The sequence below is a fragment of the Acinetobacter equi genome (assembly GCF_001307195.1).
In the GTDB taxonomy this organism is placed as follows: domain Bacteria; phylum Pseudomonadota; class Gammaproteobacteria; order Pseudomonadales; family Moraxellaceae; genus Acinetobacter; species Acinetobacter equi.
On the sequence record NZ_CP012808.1, the window covers coordinates 454090 to 475134 of the forward strand.

General features: G+C 33.8%; 19 protein-coding genes, 4 tRNA genes and 2 pseudogenes. 7 read left to right on the plus strand and 18 right to left on the minus strand.

What is annotated here, in order from left to right; translation table 11 throughout:
• The first annotated feature begins 269 nt into the window (after window positions 1–269).
• The 3 genes from AOY20_RS02055 (at window position 270) to AOY20_RS02065 (ending at window position 1698) form a co-directional block, all read left to right on the plus strand.
• Window positions 270–659: a hypothetical protein gene (locus AOY20_RS02055; RefSeq protein ID WP_054580335.1), complete on the plus strand. Its 390-nt coding sequence runs from the start codon at window positions 270–272 to the stop codon at window positions 657–659.
• Window positions 660–941: 282 nt separating this feature from the next.
• A complete protein-coding gene (locus AOY20_RS02060; RefSeq protein WP_054580336.1) occupies window positions 942–1151 on the plus strand; it encodes a hypothetical protein in 210 nt (69 codons plus the stop codon).
• 136 nt (window positions 1152–1287) lie between these two features.
• A complete protein-coding gene (locus tag AOY20_RS02065) occupies window positions 1288–1698 on the plus strand; it encodes a hypothetical protein (RefSeq protein ID WP_144424750.1) in 411 nt (136 codons plus the stop codon).
• 47 nt (window positions 1699–1745) lie between these two features.
• On the opposite strand, the gene AOY20_RS02070 is transcribed toward AOY20_RS02065, so the two are convergent.
• Window positions 1746–2699 carry a 2-hydroxyacid dehydrogenase gene (locus AOY20_RS02070; RefSeq protein ID WP_054580338.1) on the minus strand — a complete coding sequence of 318 codons (954 nt, stop codon included), beginning with the start codon at window positions 2697–2699 and terminating at the stop codon, window positions 1746–1748.
• Between the two features lie 141 nt (window positions 2700–2840).
• On the minus strand, window positions 2841–4109 hold the full coding sequence (locus tag AOY20_RS02075) for a hypothetical protein (protein ID WP_054580339.1): 1269 nt from the start codon (window positions 4107–4109) through the stop codon (window positions 2841–2843).
• A 114-nt stretch (window positions 4110–4223) separates the two neighbouring features.
• On the opposite strand from AOY20_RS02075, the pseudogene AOY20_RS02080 reads away from it, so the two are divergent.
• Both AOY20_RS02080 and AOY20_RS02085 read left to right on the plus strand, forming a co-directional pair.
• Window positions 4224–5002, plus strand: a pseudogene (locus AOY20_RS02080) (class I SAM-dependent methyltransferase).
• Window positions 5003–5015: 13 nt separating this feature from the next.
• Window positions 5016–5570: a hypothetical protein gene (locus AOY20_RS02085; protein ID WP_054580340.1), complete on the plus strand. Its 555-nt coding sequence runs from the start codon at window positions 5016–5018 to the stop codon at window positions 5568–5570.
• A gap of 53 nt (window positions 5571–5623) precedes the next feature.
• Here AOY20_RS02085 and AOY20_RS02090 read toward each other — a convergent pair whose 3' ends face one another.
• From AOY20_RS02090 to AOY20_RS02100, 3 genes are all read right to left on the minus strand, one after another.
• Complete coding sequence (locus AOY20_RS02090; RefSeq protein WP_054580341.1) at window positions 5624–6034, minus strand: GFA family protein; 411 nt, start codon at window positions 6032–6034, stop codon at window positions 5624–5626.
• A gap of 74 nt (window positions 6035–6108) precedes the next feature.
• Window positions 6109–7314 carry a TIGR03862 family flavoprotein gene (locus AOY20_RS02095; protein WP_054580342.1) on the minus strand — a complete coding sequence of 402 codons (1206 nt, stop codon included), beginning with the start codon at window positions 7312–7314 and terminating at the stop codon, window positions 6109–6111.
• A gap of 7 nt (window positions 7315–7321) precedes the next feature.
• Window positions 7322–7966: a class I SAM-dependent methyltransferase gene (locus AOY20_RS02100; protein WP_171250430.1), complete on the minus strand. Its 645-nt coding sequence runs from the start codon at window positions 7964–7966 to the stop codon at window positions 7322–7324.
• A gap of 109 nt (window positions 7967–8075) precedes the next feature.
• On the opposite strand from AOY20_RS02100, the gene AOY20_RS02105 reads away from it, so the two are divergent.
• On the plus strand, window positions 8076–8261 hold the full coding sequence (locus tag AOY20_RS02105; RefSeq protein ID WP_054580344.1) for a DNA gyrase inhibitor YacG: 186 nt from the start codon (window positions 8076–8078) through the stop codon (window positions 8259–8261).
• Between the two features lie 63 nt (window positions 8262–8324).
• On the opposite strand, the gene AOY20_RS02110 is transcribed toward AOY20_RS02105, so the two are convergent.
• The 4 genes from AOY20_RS02110 to AOY20_RS02125 form a co-directional block, all read right to left on the minus strand.
• Window positions 8325–8969 (minus strand): MBL fold metallo-hydrolase, encoded by a 645-nt coding sequence (locus tag AOY20_RS02110; protein ID WP_054580345.1) that lies wholly within the window; start codon window positions 8967–8969, stop codon window positions 8325–8327.
• A gap of 21 nt (window positions 8970–8990) precedes the next feature.
• Window positions 8991–10004, minus strand: coding sequence for a ferrochelatase (gene hemH / locus AOY20_RS02115; protein ID WP_054580346.1), 1014 nt, complete (start codon window positions 10002–10004; stop codon window positions 8991–8993).
• Window positions 10005–10202: 198 nt separating this feature from the next.
• A complete protein-coding gene (gene murI, locus AOY20_RS02120) occupies window positions 10203–11102 on the minus strand; it encodes a glutamate racemase (protein ID WP_054580347.1) in 900 nt (299 codons plus the stop codon).
• A 49-nt stretch (window positions 11103–11151) separates the two neighbouring features.
• Entirely contained in the window at window positions 11152–11763 is a 612-nt protein-coding gene (locus AOY20_RS02125) for a DUF1285 domain-containing protein (RefSeq protein WP_054580348.1), read from the minus strand.
• 191 nt (window positions 11764–11954) lie between these two features.
• Between AOY20_RS02125 and AOY20_RS02130 the strand changes: the two genes are divergently transcribed.
• Window positions 11955–13667, plus strand: a complete 1713-nt coding sequence (locus AOY20_RS02130; protein WP_054580349.1) for an electron transfer flavoprotein-ubiquinone oxidoreductase — start codon at window positions 11955–11957, stop codon at window positions 13665–13667.
• A 106-nt stretch (window positions 13668–13773) separates the two neighbouring features.
• Here the strand turns inward: AOY20_RS02130 and AOY20_RS02135 are convergent, their stop codons facing one another.
• The 9 genes and pseudogenes from AOY20_RS02135 to AOY20_RS02180 form a co-directional block, all read right to left on the minus strand.
• Window positions 13774–14334, minus strand: coding sequence for a hypothetical protein (locus AOY20_RS02135; protein ID WP_054580350.1), 561 nt, complete (start codon window positions 14332–14334; stop codon window positions 13774–13776).
• Complete coding sequence (locus AOY20_RS02140; protein ID WP_054580351.1) at window positions 14324–15214, minus strand: hypothetical protein; 891 nt, start codon at window positions 15212–15214, stop codon at window positions 14324–14326. Before AOY20_RS02140 ends, AOY20_RS02135 begins: the two co-directional genes overlap by 11 nt.
• Before the next feature lies 1 nt (window position 15215).
• Window positions 15216–18409, minus strand: a pseudogene (locus tag AOY20_RS02145) (type VI secretion system Vgr family protein).
• Between the two features lie 183 nt (window positions 18410–18592).
• Window positions 18593–18669, minus strand: a tRNA-Arg gene (locus AOY20_RS02150).
• Between the two features lie 387 nt (window positions 18670–19056).
• Window positions 19057–19656: an IS630 family transposase gene (locus AOY20_RS02160; protein WP_144424751.1), complete on the minus strand. Its 600-nt coding sequence runs from the start codon at window positions 19654–19656 to the stop codon at window positions 19057–19059.
• Window positions 19604–19975 carry an IS630 transposase-related protein gene (locus AOY20_RS02165; RefSeq protein WP_144424752.1) on the minus strand — a complete coding sequence of 124 codons (372 nt, stop codon included), beginning with the start codon at window positions 19973–19975 and terminating at the stop codon, window positions 19604–19606. The genes AOY20_RS02160 and AOY20_RS02165 overlap by 53 nt, the downstream gene beginning before the upstream one ends.
• Before the next feature lie 548 nt (window positions 19976–20523).
• Window positions 20524–20600 (minus strand) — tRNA-Arg (locus AOY20_RS02170).
• 47 nt (window positions 20601–20647) lie between these two features.
• Window positions 20648–20724: transfer RNA gene (locus AOY20_RS02175), tRNA-Arg, on the minus strand.
• Between the two features lie 15 nt (window positions 20725–20739).
• Window positions 20740–20829 (minus strand) — tRNA-Ser (locus AOY20_RS02180).
• Between the last annotated feature and the right edge of the window lie 216 nt (window positions 20830–21045).

Genomic DNA, 21045 nt, shown 5'->3' on the forward strand with positions numbered 1-21045 from the left:
ATAAGCTATATTTGATTTAAATAATACTACAACAGTTTATTTTTTATTAAAATACATATGTTTCAAAAAATTTATAGCCACATATTAAAATAAAAATATATAAAAATTCAAATGAATCCAGTTACTTTTATATTTGCATTTTTTTAGCTTTTAAAAGTCAATTCTCAATATTTTTTGATATAGAATATAAAATATTCAACATGAATAGATATGAAATTTATTCTATATTTCATATACTCAAAGGAACAACATTGAAAAGAAGGAATTTTATGAAACTTCACACACTTATATTCACTTCATTGATTGGTTTTACACTTTCTGCTTGTACATCAACACCAACTGTCCAACACTTAGATGCCGGTGTTTTACAAGAAATTCATAATTTAGATGTTTATCCTGAAACAGCGAATAATAAAGCGCGTTTAAACAAATTAAATGATAAATGTGTTATTGAATTTACAGGGCAAATGGGGAATGGAAAGGTTGTAGAGCAATGGGCATTTAAAGGCTTAACTTTATTTTCTGCAGGTTCAGCACTCTTCTCACCAGATGGTACTAGTACCGCACAAAAATTTGATCTCTATGACAAAAACACTCAAAAAAACTTCTTAGCATTACGAAAGAATTTTGCTAAAGAAGCATTAGAACAGTGTAACTAAAAATTTTAAGGGTATTTAAATAAATTTAAATACCCTTAAAATAATATACAAAAAATTCTGAATAATAATCTAAAACATCCTATATTCTTAATAAAAATACATTCACATTAATTAAATTTACACACACATATTTATTGTTTCTTCGTGATTATATATTGTTGATATTTCTTATAAAATACTATTTATTTTAATTCTTATCTTTAAAATAAAATTAGACTTACAAAAAAATGCAAGTCTAAATTAATCTAATTAAAGTAAAAAGGAAATTTTAAAATAAAAAATATGAAGCTTATTCTTATCATATCAACATTATTTGCTACAACAACTCTCTTTGCTAATACTTCATCTAAAACAAATGAGATCAAACCCAATATGGTGGTAACAAAAAATACAAGTGAATCTAAAACAAAAGCATCACCGACAGAAAGTAATCTATCTCAATCAACATTAAATGATAAGAAAAAACCAACAAAACCTGTTGAAAAAAAATAATCTTTTCCAATACTTCAGCCCTAAATTTGGGCTGAAGTATTTATTTCTTCATAATTTTTAGATTTTTTTACATACCTATTTAAAGACTCATATATACTCAGACTAAAATATATAAATTCGAGGAGCTCAAAACACTATGAGTAAAATAAAATTAATCATATGTCTCAGTTTAATGAGCCTAAGCACGGTCTTATGGGCTGAAACAATAACTCAAGAAGATTCTAGCGGTTTAATTTCACCTTATGGGCAAAACCCAAATATTTTCCATGTTTTTGCATATAAAACTCAAGAAGGTATTAAAAATACAGCAAATCGTGTTGGTTCAGCTACAGAACGTGGATTTAATAAATTAAAACCTAAAGCAAAACAAGCTGAAGAAGGTATTGAACGTACAGCTCAAGCAGCGGGACAAAAAATAACAGATGCAAAAAATGCTGTTTTAGGTGACCCTGCCGATGGTCCTGCACCCATTGTTCAACAACCATTAGAACAAAGTTCTAAGCAAAATAATTCAACCAGTCAGACCTACCCAATTTCAGATTTATAATTCTTTAAAAGCCCTTTATTTGGGCTTTTATTTTTTAATTTACAAACCTAATTTACCTGACGAATAACCTGCCCCTGTTGATATGCCAATGTATTTTCTATCAATTGATTCACTATTCGTTGTCTTGCATCCACACTTCCCCAAGCACTATGTGGGGTGATAATCAAGTTAGGAATATTATTATTTAAAAGTACATTGCCATTTTTAGGTGGTTCAACAGTCAGTACATCCGTTGCTGCACCAGAAATTTTCTGCTTAATTAAAGCCTCTGCAAGTGCAGCTTCATTTACAACTCCACCACGTGCACAGTTAATTAAAAATGCTGTTTTTTTCATTAATGCGAATTCATTTTGCGCAATTAAATCACGAGTTTCTTCTGTCAAAGGACAATGTAAAGTTAGAAAATCAACTTGTGGTAATAACTCTGCCAAATGAATACGTGCTGAATGTAACGGTCTATTCGGTAATTGTGCAACTAAAACATTCATACCAAAAGCCTCAGCTAATTTTGCTACTGCTTTTCCTAACTCACCAAATCCAATAATCCCTAAAGTCTTTCCTGCTAATTCAATAATTGGATAATTTAACAAGCAAAATTGTGTTGCATTATTCCATTTCCCTTGTTGAACGGCGCGATCATACTCTCTAAAAGATGTCGCCAAATTCAGCATCAACATGAACGTATGTTGCGCTACAGCGGCTGTCCCATACGCCTGACAATTACATACAACAATGCCCTGTTTCTTTGCTTGAACTAAATCAATATTATTGGTGCCTGTTGCTGAAATTAAAATCAGCTTTAAATTGGAACATTGCTGCATAATTTCTGCAGATACAATAACCTTATTGGTAATAATGACATCTACATTCTGTACACGTTCTAATAATTCAGCAGAAGATGTTGCAGGATATAAAACAAGCTCATCGTAAATATTATGAAGCTGACTAAAATCTAGGTCGTTTTGATCTAATGAGGCATAATCTAAAAAAACAGCTTTCATTCAGTACTCCATACTTTTTATATTCCAATTTTAAGTAATATTAATTACATTTTTCTACTTATCTATCAATATCTTTATAAACTATATATCTAAATTATTTAATGATTTCTCATGAAAAAATTTAGATATATGACTTAAAGTTTAAGACTCAGGTTCATTAATAAATTTTGCAGTTTCAGGCATTTCTTCAACAAATGCATTCCCACCAAACTCATCACTGCTTAAATTTAAATTTTTATAGCTAATCGCAAAATAATCACTATATTTTTTAATGACTAATGGATGCATGCCCAAACCTAAATCTTCAGACTCTTTAAAGAGTTTCATTACATGACGATCATTCATTGCAACAATATAGCGTTCATCATTTAAGTAAATTTGAACTAAACCTGTATTTTTTGCATAAATTGGAATAAGAAATTTATGATTTAATGCGATTGCATTTGATGCATAACTTTCTATTTTCTGGCTAATTACGTTAAAAACTAAACCATGCCCAAAATCATCTAGAAGTAAGTTTCTTATTTCTTGAGGTACATTAATTTGTAACCCTAACTTTTTTAAATCATTTTGATCTACTTGTTTATTGCTAAACAATGAGCGAATTAAACTTTGTTTAAGTTTGCTATCAAAAAAATTACCATCTACCTGAAAATCATTATTTTTAAGAATTTTCCCCAATGAATGACTATGTGTAGGCAATAAATTTTCAATCACTTTTCGATAGTAAAATTTACTATTTTTCTTTACTTGACGTATTTTTTTATAAAAATATGTTTCATTAAATTCGTGCGTTAAAAAACTATTCAACAAATCTGAACTTGCTAAAATTGCAACAGCATCATGCCCAGTATGATGTAAATGCAATGTACGCAAATGAGGAATAATGTCTTTTATTTTTATATAGTGTGCAACATCTTCATCATAATAAGGATCATAAACAACTATATATTCGCGCTGCTTAGAAACATCCTCTAATTTTATTTTCATATCATGATTCACATCAGCATGATAAAACATGTTGTAACGCAAATCTTCAACATCTTGAGGATTAATTGAAAACTGTGGAACCAAAGCAATAACACGCTGTAAATCTAATAAATTAGAATATTTTATTGCAGCATATCCCCCCATTGAACCACCATAGCCAATACGAGTTTTAAACGGCGCTAAATAATCTTGTATCGCAGCCATCATATTTTTCATAGAACTTTCAGGGAACCATGACTTCTCTTTCGGCATAATTCCAATCACATTATATTGAAATTTTTCTAGTGATTTTTCTGCATTAATTGTGAGACCTTTAGCACGTGTAATTAAATCACCAAAAGATACAATCAACTCTTTAGAAGAACCTTTTAAAAAAATAGTACGAATGTGTTCGTCTTCAAAAATTATATGTTTATCCATTCCCTCACCAGAGCGAATTACGCTGAGTTACTATTATTAATCAGAAAATCATTCTCTAGATCAATTCACGAATATGTTAATGTATAAATGAATGGTCGTTTAAAAATCAAAAATATGACTCAATTTTTATCCCCATCTACACAAAAAGGTTTTAGTTCAAGTGCTGAACTTTATCAACAAGTGCAACCAAGTTATCCACAAAATATTGTTTATTGGCTAAAAAACAGCTTAACTTGTCCCAAAAAAGTACCACCATTGATTTAGGGGCTGGAACTGGAAAGTTTATTCCCCTTATTCAACAAATCACATCTGAAATCGTTGCTGTTGAACGTATTGGCGCTATGTTAGCACAACTTAAGAACTGCTATCCTAACATTCAAACTACGTAATCTTTTAGCCATAATCTACCATTTTCTGTAAATTTTGCAGATGCAATATGTTGTGCTCAATCCTTTCACTGGTTTTCTAATCAAGAAACATTATTGGAATTACATCGTGTTTTAAAAAATGAGGGTTGGCTGATTTTAATTTGGAATCAACGTGATACTCAAATTGAATGGGTCAAAGCAATTGCTGATACGATTCAACCTTTTGAAGGTAATACGCCTCGTTATCACAATCAAAAATGGCAAAATATATTTCAAGAACAAAATCTTTTTAAATTAAAACATCAAATCACTTTTCCATTTTTTCATCAAGGTACTGTTGAAAATGTCATTTTTAATCGACTTCTCTCTACAAGTTTTATTACAACAATGCCTAAAAGCCAACAGAATGAATTGAAACAAAAGTTTGAAAAAATTTTACGTGACTATGTACATAAAACAGCGCAAGATAAAATAAGCTTTCCATACATCACACATGTATACGCATTTCAGAAAACGGCAAATTAGTTAGGATAAGATGATGCCCAATTTCAATTCTCAGATCATCACAATAACGTTATTAAGTTCTACTTTATTTCTGAGCGCCTGCAATCAAAAATCGAATGAAAACTCCAATGAAATTTCTGCAACAGATCAAGTAATACAGGAGTTATCTTCTCAACCGATTAAACCTTTTGAGAAAACGGCAAATGATCTTCATGATATTCAATTATTAATAGATTACGATGCTCGATATACTGCAGTAAGTGAAGAGCTTGAAGATGAGTTGGCAAAAATGAAAGATGCTGGAACACTGACAGCAGAATTTGCCTATGACCGCAAACATGACAGTATTCTTTCAGCATTAGAAATGTTAAAACACCTTGATTTAAAAACTCAACAAGGTCGATATATTCAAGGTCTACTTGCAACATATTGGGAAAAACAACAAGAATTACTTGAAATACAAAAAGCATATGCAAATCAATCTGCAAACATTACGATTGATCAAGGTGATGCAATTCAAAGTGATCTTCAAGCACAAGAACAACTTGAATATTGGCGTAATCAATATCCTGAATTAACGACGAAATAATTATTTAATGCATCTTAAATTAGCATTTAAAAAGGAATCTTAAGATTCCTTTTTTATTTTGGAAAGCCTTCAAACTGAGGTAAATCATCATAAATAACATCCCATTCAGCCTTTGAAGTCACAAATAAATGCTGAGTAGGTTTATGTTCCAACGGCGTATCTAAAGTGCCAATTCTTAAACGATAAAATTCAGGTGTTGCAGCCTTTGTACTTAAAATTGGCGATCCACAATTTCCACAAAAGTAGCGTACTGTTGACTCACTTGACTGATATTGCTTTAAAAACTTCTCACCTTTTGTAAATTTAAATGCTGATTTTGCTATAGGCGCATTTGTTGCAAAGGCAGTTCCATTCGCTTTACGACATTTTTGACAATGGCATTGCACAATCATTCCAATTTCACCATCAATTTGATACTGAATTTCTCCGCACAAACAACTTCCTGTGTATTGATGCTCTGCCATTATTATTCTCAGTTCATTATAAATTTTAACCTTAGCATAAGATCAGCATAGCGTTCTTTACATTTAGTTAAATCTTAAAATGAAGATGTACTCAGAATATAATGAACGCCCTCACCCGCTGCACGTCCTGTTGCAAAACAAGCTGTCAATAAATAACCACCTGTTGGTGCATCCCAATCGAGCATTTCACCACAAGCAAAAAGAGCAGAATTAGACTTTAATTGTAAATGTTCAGTTAAATACTCACGGCGAATACCACCAGCACAACTAATTGCTTCCTCAATGGGTCTAAAGCCAATTAAATCAATATGAAGATTTTTAATTTGCTGTGCTAACTGTTCAGGTTCATGCCAAATATTTTTATCGACCAATTCACGTACTAAATTCGCTTTTGCTACATCTAAGCCCGCTTTACGCCAAACATTACTTAAAGATTGCTTTTTGCTTGGCTTTAATTTAGTCGTGAGTTGCTCAACACTTTGGTCCGGCAATAAATCTAAAGATAAACAAGGTGTTTGATGATTCTTCATTTGTTGACGTAAAGCACGCCCTTGCTTATAAACCAAGCCACTTTCTAAACCATAATGTGTAATCACAATATCACCCATGGTTTTGACAGAATCACCCACCCATGCTTCTACACGTTTTAATGGTTCACCAAAGACAGGTTGCATAAACTTGGACCAAACACGTTCTACACCTGCATTACTGGCTTGAAATGGCTCTATTTCTTCACGATTCAACCATTGTTGCCATGCACCATCACTCCCTAACTTAGACCATGAAATAGCACCGCAAGCTAAAATAATCGCATCAAAATTTAATTCTTCTGTTTCATTACTTTGTAAATTTTGAACTTTTATTTGCTGTCCTTGCACATCTAAAATTTGATGTCGGTAATGAAACTGCACCTTAGCTTCAGCTAAACGCTTTAACCAAGCTCGTAATAATGGTGCTGCTTTCATTTCTATAGGAAAAACTCGCCCAGAAGAACCAATATAAGATTCTATTCCCAAGCCTTTCATCCATGATTGAATCCACGTTGCATCCCATTGCTGAACCCAAGGTGTTAACCAATCCACTTGATCATAACGCTGTACAAAAGTATCGACAGGTTCTGCATGTGAGATATTCAAACCTGTTTTTCCAGCCATTAAAAACTTACGTGCTGCTGAAGGCTTTTGTTCATATACATGAATATCATAATCAAATTGGCTTAATACCTCTGCTGCCATTAAACCAGCAGGTCCAGCACCAATAATTGCAATACGTTTCATCATCTTATTTTCAATCCTCTTTTGAAGGATTTTGACCTTGTAAAGGCATAAATGTATCAAATCGAGTTTGATAATCAGCAGGCTTTGTGATTACCAATTGCTGACAAAGTTCACCACGTTCTAGATATTTCACTTCAAAATGTGTACGTGCTGAGGTTGCTGGAATCTTTTCTTTCACAAATGGTAATGTCCATACCTGAAGTAGCTGTTGTTCAGCTTCATCAATATATGAAGGAATGTTACTTGCTAATGTCACTGTGCCATCTGTTTTTAAACGCGATAATAAAAACTCAAAAAATGGCATATTGAGCCAGCGCTGTGCAGGATTATGTGGTTCTGGATTTGGGTATAAAATAAAGAATTGCTCAACTTGCTTTGGGAATAAGGAGTGAACAACCCACGGTAATGCATCTGCATTAATTGGTTCTAAATTTTGTTGCCCTTCAATAGCATGCTGTTTTTGCATAGCTAAAAACTTTTCACGTGTTCTTTCCACAGCAATTAGTTTTTGATTTGGATGCTCACGGCTAAACAAGAGTGCATGTTTACCTTTTCCTGCGCCAATTTCCACACACAGTGGTTCATCAGCAATAGCTTTAAAATCGCGAGGTGCATGCATACGATGCGCTTGAAATTGACGAATTGGCATAATCAGATCAAACTAATAAAAAACGGCACAAGTCTAACAAGAGAGACTGTATTTGCCTAATCCTATCATCTGTCATTGTTCAATTTAGTCTTGTGTATTATTGGAGCTATTTTATATGCCTACCACTTTAACCTGTCCTCGATGTGGAAAATTAACAACTTGGGAAAATAATGACTATCGTCCATTTTGTTCAGATCGTTGCAAACTCATTGATTTAGGTGCTTGGGCAAATGATGAATATAAATTGCCTACACAAGATGCCCCTCAAGCCGATGGCGGTCGTGAAGAAGATCAATTCTAAACAATGAAAAACAAAAAAAGTCTGCATGAGCAGACTTTTTTAATCAGTGATTAATTGCTTTAATTAACCCGCTTTTCCTGCAACAAATGGGTTATGTTGCTTTTCAAAACCAATAGTACTTAATGGTCCATGTCCTGAAATAAATTGTGTTTCATCTGGTAGGCTAAAACATTCTCGTTGAATAGAATCTAAAAGCTCTTGGTGATTTCCTCTTGGAAAATCTGTGCGACCAATAGAACCTTTAAATAAAACATCACCCGTCCAAAGCACCGCATAGTTTTTGTTATAAAACATAACATGACCTGGTGTATGACCTGGTGCAAAACGAACTTCAAATTCCTCATTGCCCAATTTCAGTACTTCACCACCTTCGAGCCACTGATCTACTTCAACTTTTTCAGGAATTGGAAAACCATAACGTGCAGAAACTTCCTGAATCTGATCTAGCCAAAAAGCATCTTCTTTATGTGGACCAATGACTGGAACATTCCACTCTTTCTTCAATGCGCCAACAGCACCTGCATGATCTAAATGTCCATGCGTTAACCATAACGCTTTTACATTTAAACCCAATGCTTCGATTTCAGCCTGAAGTTTTTCTGGCTCGCCACCTGCATCAATTAAAATTGCATCTTTGGTTTCAGAATCCCAAACAATAGAACAGTTTTGTTGAAATGCCGTCACTGGCACAATTTTAACTTGCAACATATGGCGAAAACCTCGAAAAATTTAGTGGGCTAATGTGTGCTTTAAGGCATCAAGATTAGCTTGAAGCAATGAATTGAGCAATTGCAAATGATCTTCACGTGAATTTAATGCAGGAATATATGCATATTCTTGACCACCTGCTTGCTTAAAGGTCTCTTCATTTTGAATTGCAAGTTCTTCTAAGGTTTCCAAACAATCTGCAGAAAATGCTGGGCTCATAATTTGTACAGATTTAACGCCCTGCTGCCCCCACTCTTCAAGTAACGCATCAGTATAAGGTTTTACCCACTCTTGCTTACCAAATCGAGATTGGAAACTTACCGCCCATTCATGCTCTTCTAACCCTAATGCTTGAGCAACTAATTTTGCAGTTAAACGGCAACGATCTGCATAAGGATCACCTTTGTCTGCATAAGGTTGAGGAATACCATGAAATGACATTAATAATTTTTCAGCCTTACCATGCTCTTTTTGATGATCTCTCACGCTTTGTGCTAAAGATTCAATATAAAGTGGATGCTGATAATAATCACGAATAATACTTAAGCCAGGTAAATTACGTTGTTTTGGAATCCATCTTGCAACTGCATCATATAAAGGTGCTGTTGATGTTGCTGAATACTGAGGGAACAATGGAAACAAAATTACATGATCTTGAGGGTTTTCACGACAATTTTCCAAAACTTGATAAATACTCGGATTTCCATACGTCATAGCAGGAATAATTGTTAAATCAAATTCAGGATATTGAGCTGTAAGCTGTGCTTTTACTGCATCTACTTGCTGAAACAAAATTTCACGCATAGGTGAATCTTGATTCCAAACCATTTCATATGCATGTGCAACACGTTTTGGTCTAAATGGTAAAACGAATAAATTTAAAATAATTTGCCAAATTGGCTTTGGAATTTCAATAACACGTTGATCAGACAAAAACTGTTTTAAAAACCGACGAACTGCAGGTGCAGTGGGTTCATCTGGTGTTCCTAAGTTTGCAAGAATAATGGTGACTTTAGGTTTAGCAACAGAAATCATAAAAGCCCTCTAAGTATTTTGACTGAACAGGCTTACTTTAGCAGTTTCACCTTAATTTATAAAATTGATTAATTCACAAATATAAATAGTAGATACCGATTATACTTAAAAACCATCTAATCATTAGGTCACTATTTACATTATTTTTATAACAATTAACAATCTATCTTGTCGTAAATAAGTAATTTCCTAACCTCATTAAAAGCATGCTTTATTTAATTTAAGTTGATCAGATAAATTAATCACTTGCCAAGAAATATCCTCAGGAATCATTCGCTCTAAAACAGGCGTTAAATCTTTAGCATTATTCCCGCTTAAATAACATTGAATACGCATCTTTTCAGATGCTTGTTCTTTTTCTAGCAATAGTTCATTTTTAATTAAGATCCGTGAAGTTTGCCGAGCAACAGCTTGTCCCGAATCAATTAAAGTAAATTGATCACCAAAAACAGCTTTTATTGCTGTTTTCAAAAATGGATAGTGCGTACAACCCAAAACTAAATAATCTGCATTCTGTGCAACTGCTGGTGCTAAAACTTCATGTAATTTTTGCAGACAAGCAGAACTCATTTGTTCCCCTGCTTCAACAAATGGAACTAAGTCCAAACATGTAATTGAAAGTACATTTACATTCGATGGAACAGCAAATCGTTCCATAACATCTAAAATTAAGCGTCCACGAAATGTTGCAGGTGTTGCGAGTACAGCAACTGTTTTTGTTTTGCTTTGTAAAACTGCTGGTTTTAATGCTGGTACAAGCCCAACAATTGGAAATGATTCACCATAATGTTCACGTAAATAATCTAAGCTAAATGCAGATGCTGTATTACATGCAACCACTGCAATTTTACAGCCTTGTCTATATAACCATTCAATTGCATGTGCTGTTAATTCACGAATATTTTGATTATCTCTAGGTCCATATGGCACATTGGCAGTATCTGCAAAATAGACAATTCTTTCATTTGGCAAATAACGAGCAATTTCAATCGCAATTGATAACCCACCAATACCTGAGTCAAAAATACCAATAGGTGCATCAGCTGCAGCCTTCGGCATTGGATCATTTAAGGGATAAATAGGATGAATTGCTTTCATATCTACAAACTTTTTAAAGTACTCATTTTAGACTGCTCAAGCTTAAACCTCAGCCTTTTAATTGCAAGCGGAAATCACCACTTTGTAAAAGCAATATCGTGTCATTTTGATCATTTTCAATCATTTCCCCCATCTCAATTAAATGGAAAAAAGCTGCACGTTGAATCACTGCATTTATACCAAAACGAACATGAATATAAGGTCTTAATTCATTGGCATATTCACGCATAAAAATAGGATGTTCAGAATCTACAATAATGACATCTTGCGTAGTGGTCGTAAGTTGTAGATATTTTTGTCCACTTATTTCGACTTGCTCAACTTGATTTACAAACAGCGGCTCATCTTCAACACTAATTTCAATTTGCTCAACAGGCGTTTTTAAATAAAACTGATCATTTTCCTTCCAAAGCACTGTTGAAAACAAATCAATCAAAGCTTGTCGCTTAATCAATTGACCTTCGTGCCACCACTCACCATTCGCTTTTACCTTTAAATTCATAGCCCCACAATGCTTTGGGTGCCATTGTTCTAATGGTGGAATTGACTTTTTGTGACCGACCTGTCCATCTTTTAAGTATTGTGCAATATTCATTAAATTTTTATCATCAGTGTTCGCTACGTTTTGCGTCACATTTGGTGATTTATTTTGGATTCCCATAACTTAATGCCTAAATGACGTAAAATAATGTGCTTTAGCCAATTGGCTAGAACATGGTTTAAAACTATACTAGCCCACAATATAAAAGACACATAATAAATTTGTGTCTAGGATTTATAGAACACTCATGGCAGCACCGTCTATTATTTCCTAAAACGGTTGCCACCTTCGTAAAATATGAGGAGTCCTACATGGAACACATCGAACGTGAATCGATGGAGTTTGACGTTGTAATCGTAGGCGCAGGACCTGCAGGTCTTTCTGCTGCGATTAAAATTCGTCAATTAGCGATTGAAAATAATTTAAATGATCTTTCCGTGTGTGTCGTGGAAAAAGGCTCCGAAGTAGGTGCGCATATCTTATCTGGTGCTGTACTTGAACCTCGTGCGATCAATGAACTCTTCCCGAATTGGAAAGAAGAAGGTGCACCTTTAAACGTACCTGTTATTGAAGATAAAACTTATTTCTTAATGTCTGATACTTCACATAAAGAAGCACCACATTGGATGGTTCCTAAAACCATGCACAATGATGGAAATTATGTGATTTCTTTAGGAAACGTCGTTCGCTGGTTAGGCACAAAAGCTGAAGAATTAGAAGTTTCTATTTTCCCAGGCTTCGCTGCCGCTGAAATTCTTTATCATGAAGATGGTACTGTAAAAGGTATTCAAACTGGTGATATGGGTATTGGTAAAGATGGCGAACCTACGCATAACTTTGCCCCAGGTTATGAACTTCATGCCAAATATACGATTTTTGCTGAAGGTTGCCGTGGTCACTTAGGTAAGCGTTTAATTAATCAATTTAATTTAGATAAAGATGCTGATCCTCAACATTACGGTATTGGCATTAAAGAACTTTGGGAAATTGACCCTGCTAAACATAAACCAGGCTTAGTGATGCATGGTGCAGGTTGGCCTTTAAGTGAAACAGGTTCTTCTGGTGGTTGGTGGTTATATCACGCTGAAAATAACCAAGTAACTTTGGGTATGATTGTAGATCTTTCATATCAAAATCCACATATGTATCCATTTATGGAAATGCAGCGTTGGAAGACTCACCCTCTAATTAAGCAATATTTAGAAGGCGGTAAACGCATTTCTTATGGTGCTCGTGCTGTTGTAAAAGGTGGTTTTAACTCTCTTCCTAAGTTTACTTTCCCAGGTGGTACTTTAGTTGGTGATGATGCAGGTTTCTTAAACTTTGCTAAGATCAAAGGCTCTCATACTGCAATGAAGTCAGGTATGCTTTGTGGTGAAGCGGTATTTGAAGCGATTCAAGCAGGTGTTGAAAAAGGTGGTGATTTAGCCATTGCACGTGTCACTGAAGGCGAAGATTTCTTTGCGAAAGAACTCACATCTTATACTGAAAAATTCAATAACAGCTGGTTAAAAGAAGAACTTTATAACGCTCGTAACTTTGGCCCTGCAATGCATAAGTTTGGTCAATGGGTTGGTGGTGCATTTAACTTTATTGATCAAAATGTCTTTAAAGTTCCATTTACATTACATGATTTACAGCAGGACTTCAGTGCTTTACAAACTGTAGATACGGCTAACTTTAAACCAAACTATCCAAAACCAGATGGTAAGTTAACTTTTGACCGTTTATCTTCTGTATTTGTATCGAATACGGTACATGAAGAAAATCAGCCAGCACATTTAAAGCTAACTAATCCTGATATTCCAGTGAATGTAAATTTACCAAAATGGGATGAGCCTGCACAGCGTTACTGCCCTGCGGGTGTATATGAAATTATGGAAAATGATGATGGTTCAAAGCGTTTCCAAATTAACGCTGCGAACTGTGTACATTGTAAGACATGTGACATCAAAGATCCTTCACAGAACATCACATGGGTAACACCGGAAGGTGGTGGTGGACCTAACTATCCAAATATGTAGTCATCATATAAAAAAACCCGCGGAAGCGGGTTTTTTTATATGATAATGTATCATTTTAGCACAAACTCTTGTTTTATTCGGTTTATTAAATACTATCTAATTTTCATTACAGTTTATCAATAAAATCAATAACTAACCTATTGAAAATAATACCATTATTTGTATATTTTTCATTTGAAAAAAACTTAAACTCCATAGTATTTTTTGAGTTTTCAACTATAAATTTATTTATAAATTTATAGTTTATATCATTTACAACATCAGCCTTAATAAAAAACATATTTTCACTATCTACACACTCTTTATTTAAAAATAAACTAGAACTAAAATATGACTTTGAAGTTGGAGATAAAATAATTTGATTAATATTTTGCTGATCAAAAATAAGCATTAATCTTGCAGGAAAACCCAAAGTATTTTTTTGTAATAAATATACTCCCCAATTAGCAATATTTCCATCCTTATTAATATGTCTTTGAAAAGGACCTAAAATTTTTACACTATTTAGTTTATTTGTCTCGTTAATCTTAATAATACCTTTAATTATTTCACACATATTAACTATATTCATTTGTATATTCTCTTTTACTGGAAATTCTATAGATTTTGGATGAGTACTAGATAGTGCTACACAGCAGCCAATCATGACTATAATTTTATAAATCATTTTCTAGGTATCCCCACTCTATTAATGGATCAACATCTCCTTCTAATAAAGTCCAATATTCTATTTCTGTAGCATTTTCACCAGTTCTCCAAATAATAGTATCTGGATCATAAAAGTCTGTTAAGCTTGGTCCATAAAGTCTATGAATAAACTCATTACTATCATCTTTACTAACTTGACCAAGTTTAATTTCAGCTCTTCCTAGTTTTGGATACTCTGGATACTTATATTTATCAAGAGTAGATTTTTCTAATTTTTCCCACCACGAGTAAGGATTTACTGCTGGAATTGATAAAATATCAAATTTTATATACCCTTTTCCATTAGGTATTTTTTTACCTAAGTGCTTTTTTAAAATTTTTTCAGCCTCTTTAGCACAAGTTTCATTTGTTAATACTCTATATTTCTTCTTTTCACTATTTATAGTTTCATTTAATTCAAACTCATCTGTTTCCTCATTATAAATATAACTTCTACTTTTTTTTCTAATATCTTTAACACTATTCGCAATATCTTCTGCTTCTTTTCTTGATATTCTTAATCTATATAAGTGTGCAACTTCCGTAATAGAATAGTCACATGTAGAAAATCGTCCAGTTATACTACTCCCATCTCCAGCAGGACCAAAACTAAAAAAACTATACACCTCTTGATTCTTTGTAATATAAAAAAAACCATGCCCCCATTCCCCATTATAATTATTTTCTGGAAATCCTGTTTTCAAATCATGGTGATTTCTTGTTTTTAAGAAAATTGTTCTTTTGGGTAAATATGCAAGTTCTGGTAAATTTGTTTCAGTTCCTATAACCACATGAAATTCATCTAATTGTATTTCTGTTAAAGGCTCATCTATATCCGTTGAATATTTATTATTTTGCATACTACATCTCCACATCTATAGAAAATTTTTCTTTTTCAGATGTATATATTCTTCGTGTTTTTCCATCATTATCTGTAATTCCTCTAATCTGTTTACCATTAGATGCTTCTAATACATATTTGGTATTTTTCATAATTTTTCCAAATTTATTTTTTAAAGTAAATTGATGAGAGTAAATATCTGTATTCGGCAAATAAGGTACATTAAAATTAACCTTCCCCCTCCCTTAAATAGATGCTGCCCTGCCTTACTTTCAAATTTACCCGCCGTCGTTGGAAAAATACCTGCACTACTAATTTCAATTTTAGAACCACCAGCAACTAAAACTATTTTCTTAGCAGCTGTAATTTCAATGACATCTTCCGTTGAAATCATTTGAACTTTCTTTCGTGCAATTAAATCTGCGCCATCTGCTTGTGCTTGTATTTCAACTTTTCCTTTACCTGCATAAGCACGTAAACCCTCTTGTGCAGCAAATAAACTAATTTTATCTTGAGCATGTGCAATAAAAGATTTCTGAGTGGAAATATTAATACTATCACCAGCCATCTGACTGATTTTTCCATCTGCAGATAAATAAAGATCTTCATTCGTTGAAAGCGCAATTGAATTTGGAGCAGACAAAACCATCATGGCATCTTGAAAGATTTTAAACTCAGCTTCACTTTTCGAATCATTTTTAGCATTTTCAGCTAAGGAACTCATAAATCCTTGCAGATTAGAAAAGCTACTTAATGGATTAGATAAACTACTTTGTAATATTCCACCAATATTTTGAACCTGTTGTACAGCTTGTTGAACATCACTAAATAAATCTTTAACTTGCCCCAATGCTTGATAAGGATTACTTGCAAAACCTTGAGTTAACTGAGTAAATTGATCTTTAAAATTATCTGCCTGTAACCCTACACTCGTTACAAAGTTTTCAAAACCATTAATCGTTTCTTTTACATCACTAAAAGTATTATTAAATTGTTGGATAACACCTTGCACATCTCCTTGAATCGAACCAATTTGATCTACAAAGCCACCTAAATTTTGTAAAACATTCAATGGACTTGACGTTAAGCCATCTTTAAATTGATTCACAATATTTGAAATTGCCAAAATTTTGGTCAGCTCCAAACCTTTTAACAATGTAGATAATGAGTCGATAACGGTTAAAGGATCAGTCTGTTGATTCTTCGCTACTTCACTTAAAGCTTTTGCACTACTTAAATTCGATTCAAGCTGACTTTTCGCTTCATTCGCATCTAAGTGACTACCTTCGGCATTGTCTTGTTTATGCGTTGTCAGTAATAAACCATTGCCTGCGCGTACCGCACCCCATTGGTCTGTTCTCAGCTCAAAACCTTCTCCACGTCCTTCACTTTCTGCTTGCTCTTTAGGATGACTTAAATTACCTAAGTTAAGCTGAGTTGCCCCATGACTACTTTGAAGTTGAGTTGAAATTTGCTCTGTCGTATCATCAAATCTTAATTGTCCAAAGCCTTCACCTGCAACTTCCTTGGAACGTATACCACTGAGCTTTTTGGTATCTGGCAATTGCCCTTTTATATCGAACTTAGTTGGGCTTCGCTCTGCTTCATGAATACGTCCAACTACAAATGGTCGGTCAATATTGCCATCAAAGAAGTCGATAACGACTATTTCACCAATACGAGGTAAGAAACGTGCTCCATATCCTTCACCTGCCCAAGGTGTAAGGACATCTACCCAAGCAGAGTCTGTGTCATTGTCATTTGTCCCTGCACCACTATCATGAGCATGGTCTTCACTTCGGGTAAATAGGAAACGGACTTTTATACGTCCCCATTCATCCACATGAATTTCTTCACCTTCAGGACCAACCACTTTGGCACGTTGTGGATATGTTGTCGGTCGATCTTTCAGTAAATGATATTCGGGAACAACGGGTATTGTGCGTCTTTGTAAAACTAATTCATTGGCTTGACGTTCATCACCAACCTGTTGTTCTGCTTTCAACCAGTTACTTTGTTGAAGTAATTGTTGAATTTGCTGACTTAAATCTTTGGGTAAATTATTTTGGTTATAAAAGTGTTTTGATAGAATTAGAAATTGTTTGTCTGAACCACTATGTAAATCTATTTCTGGATGTTCATTAAATTCAAACCAATAACCAACTTGAGCATCTCGTACAGTCGATTTTGCAATAAATTGTTTGGCTTGGGCATCATAATATTTACTGAGGTTTTCATTTAATTTTTCTATTTGTTGATTACTTGATGCTGTAGCTTGGTCTTCTCCATTTAAGTCCTGCATCCAAGCAGGGCTCATATGCCATGCTTGTTCTAGGCTTAAACTGACATTATCTTGATTTCCACTATGTTGATGCTTACTCAGTACTGAACCTGCACCTTCTTCTTGGCTTAAGCTATCGGCTTGCCAACGTTGTACATGAACTGCAGTGGGTTGTAAGCTACGTTGGGCAATAAAGCTCACGATACTGTCTTGCTTTTCTGTAGCATTTGAACGGTGGTAACGAATATTCCCACGGCTTAATGATTTGTATTGTGCTTGATCATCAATTAAACGTAGTTTTTGAGCTTCAATTGAAGCCATAAATGATGAAACCGTTTGCTGTGCTTCATCTATTAAGTAGCTAATACCTTCACTTTTCCATAGTCTTTGTAAAAAGCTAAGGTCAAGTTCATTACTTTGCATAATGAATGGGCGAACATCGCCATTTTGGCTTAGTCCTGTTAAATCTAAGTTTAAACTGGCAGCAAAAAGTGGACTTTTGTCTTGCCATTCTTTAAAAAGAATTTCCGTTACCTCACGGACACTTTTATTCATAAAGACACGGCTATTTCGTCGTTTTGTCCAAAGAGAAGTTGGATCTTCTAAAGTGAGTTTGTATGCAGTTAATGCACCATCACTTTGTCCTTGAGCAGCTTGGGTAATAATTCCTGTGGTACGAAACAATTGCCCACGGTCAGTCACCTGATCTACAGCAACTTGTACGCCAATAAATTGTTTTAATGGTAAATATGCATTCGTTGAGAAACAAATAAGTTCAGCCTGAAGCCCACCATTAATTTGATGTTGACCTTCAATACGTTGTAAAAAGACTTCAGTATTAAGTGCTGGATTTGAAAACTGAATATGAAGTGATCTTTTTTGTGCACCTAAGCCCAAGTTTTCTAGGGCTGAAAATATATTTTTAAATATCATTTTTATCTTTTAATGCTACTCAGTACACAAAATAATATCACAAAATGTATATTTTTCATTCTTTTTAAATGATTTATATTTTATATTAATATTTATTTTGTAAGATTATTACATACTTTCTAGGCGCAAAAAAACCGCAATTAAGCGGTTTCTTTTATGTTTTACATCCTAAAGATGTCAAGTTGGTGCGCTCAGAGAGATTCGAACTCCCGACCCCTTAGTTCGTAGCCAAGTGCTCTATCCAGCTGAGCTATGAGCGCGACGTCTTGATGTGGTGCATTATATATGAATAATATTATTTATTAAGTAGTAATTTTAAAAAAAATGATCAAGTGTCTAGCTATTAACCACTTATAGTTTTAATCTATTAAAAAAGCACCAGTTTTCATGATTTTTATAAAAATGGTCGAATATTTAAATGCAAAATAAAATAGATGGCATCGAAGAAAAGACTTTATTCAATGATATAAATATTATCATAATGTTTCTACTTTTAGGTTGTATGATCTATATCATTTACTCCCTATCATTAAAAAGTAAATCTGAAAAAATTCAATTAATTCAAAATAATAAATGGGAGGTGTTTTCAGTAGTTATTACAAAAGACTTAAATTATTTTAGCTATATAGCTAAATATATAATATAGGCTACATCGACCTAAATGCAATATCTAAAGCTTCCTGAAGAGTTTTATTGCTCTGAGCAATGATGTGTCTGACTTTACTTTTCAGTACAGACCATGCTTTCTCAATAGGATTAAAATCGGGACTATATGCAGGCAGATAAACAATTCTCGTCTGATATTTGGCTGCTAAATCATCAATTACTTTGCCTTTATGTATCGATGCATTATCGAGGATCAGTAAATAACTTTTACTCTTAGCATCCCTGTTGTATAAGCCCTGCAATAAATACTCTAACCAACAAAGAAAAACACTCCGATCACATGAGCCTTGAAACACCAAAGGTTGAATAAACTTAAATGGTGCATTTGATCTGACAGTACTAATCATACTGAGTCTTGTACCATGCCCACCTGACTTGAATGCATGACAACGCTGGCCTTTTGGAGACCAACCATATTCTGCTGTTTCGTTGGTATTGATCCCTGATTCATCTATATAAAGAATGTGATCCTCACTATATTCCTCTTTCCATTGAGGTAAACACCATTGAAAAACAGCACGACTTAATTTACAGGCTTGTCTGTAGAGAAAACTCTTTTTTATGCGTCCAGCCCATTCTATTCAGTGCGCCTAAAATCACTTGATAGCTCACCCTATATCCAAAGCGTGATTCAAATAATGGAACAAGATCTTTAGCTTGGGCAAATGGTGTTATTTTTACAAACTCTTCAAAGGCTTGCAGATCCAGAATGCATGAGGGACGTCCTGCATTTGGAGATTTAGGCTGTTTGAGCTGACCGGTCTGCTGTTCGAGTAGAATCCAATCATCTAGAGTAGTTCTTGCAATATTAAACAGTTCACATGTCTTCGATTTATGCTTCGATTCTTTATAAAACTGTATGACTTTTTCACGTAGATCGACAGAATATGTTTTTGGCATAATTTTAAAGATGAGTGTTTTTTTTATTGTAGCTCATATTCATGATTTAGCTATATCGGAAGATCTGCGTATACCATTACACTACCAATTTCAGCAAATGAACATATTTCTATTGAATGTAAATCTTCTAAAATCAAACCACTATGTCAACAATTAAAAAATGAGAAATTCCCTTCTATTACAAAAGTGGCATATTACAAAGGCATTTTAGATGAAAATAATTATATAATTTATTTAAAAGGAATTTTTTATAAAACAGAAAATGGTTCTATTGCTTATTATAACCATAGAAGTCTGCAACCTTATCATGATACAAAGTTATCTAAACAATACATTCACTTAATATTTTTGGTCTTATTTGGTCTTTTATTCTGTTTATTTTATAGTTACATTATTTTTATCTATAAACCATTCCCTAAACACTTTAAAGTGAAATTAATCATTTTAATATTTGGGATTTTTATATTTAAACTAATCTCAATATTTTTTAAAATTATCTAAACTTCAGGCACAAAAAAACCGCTGCTAAAGCGGTTTAATGTTCAAGTTGGTGCGCTCAGAGAGATTCGAACTCCCGACCCCTTAGTTCGTAGCCAAGTGCTCTATCCAGCTGAGCTATGAGCGCGTAACTTATGTCGTCTATAAAGACTACGTATTTTCAGATTTACTTATTGGTGCGCTCAGAGAGATTCGAACTCCCGACCCCTTAGTTCGTAGCCAAGTGCTCTATCCAGCTGAGCTATGAGCGCGACATAAGTAAATCGTGGCGGTGAGAGAGGGATTCGAACCCTCGATACAGTTGCCCGTATGCATCCTTAGCAGGGATGTGGTTTCAGCCACTCACCCATCTCACCGTAACGTGGTGGCAATAATACAAACTTAGTGCCCTAACTGCAAGCATAGAATCTATAAAAAACGTATTTTTTTGATCAATTAAATACTTTTTAAACAATTTTCATGTTTTTGGAGATTTAAAATGAAAAAAGTAGATTATTTTTCCCTTAAAATCGTATTTCATCTTAAAATTTCATTTTAAATCACAATATCGTCATCTAGCACGTGCAGTATTT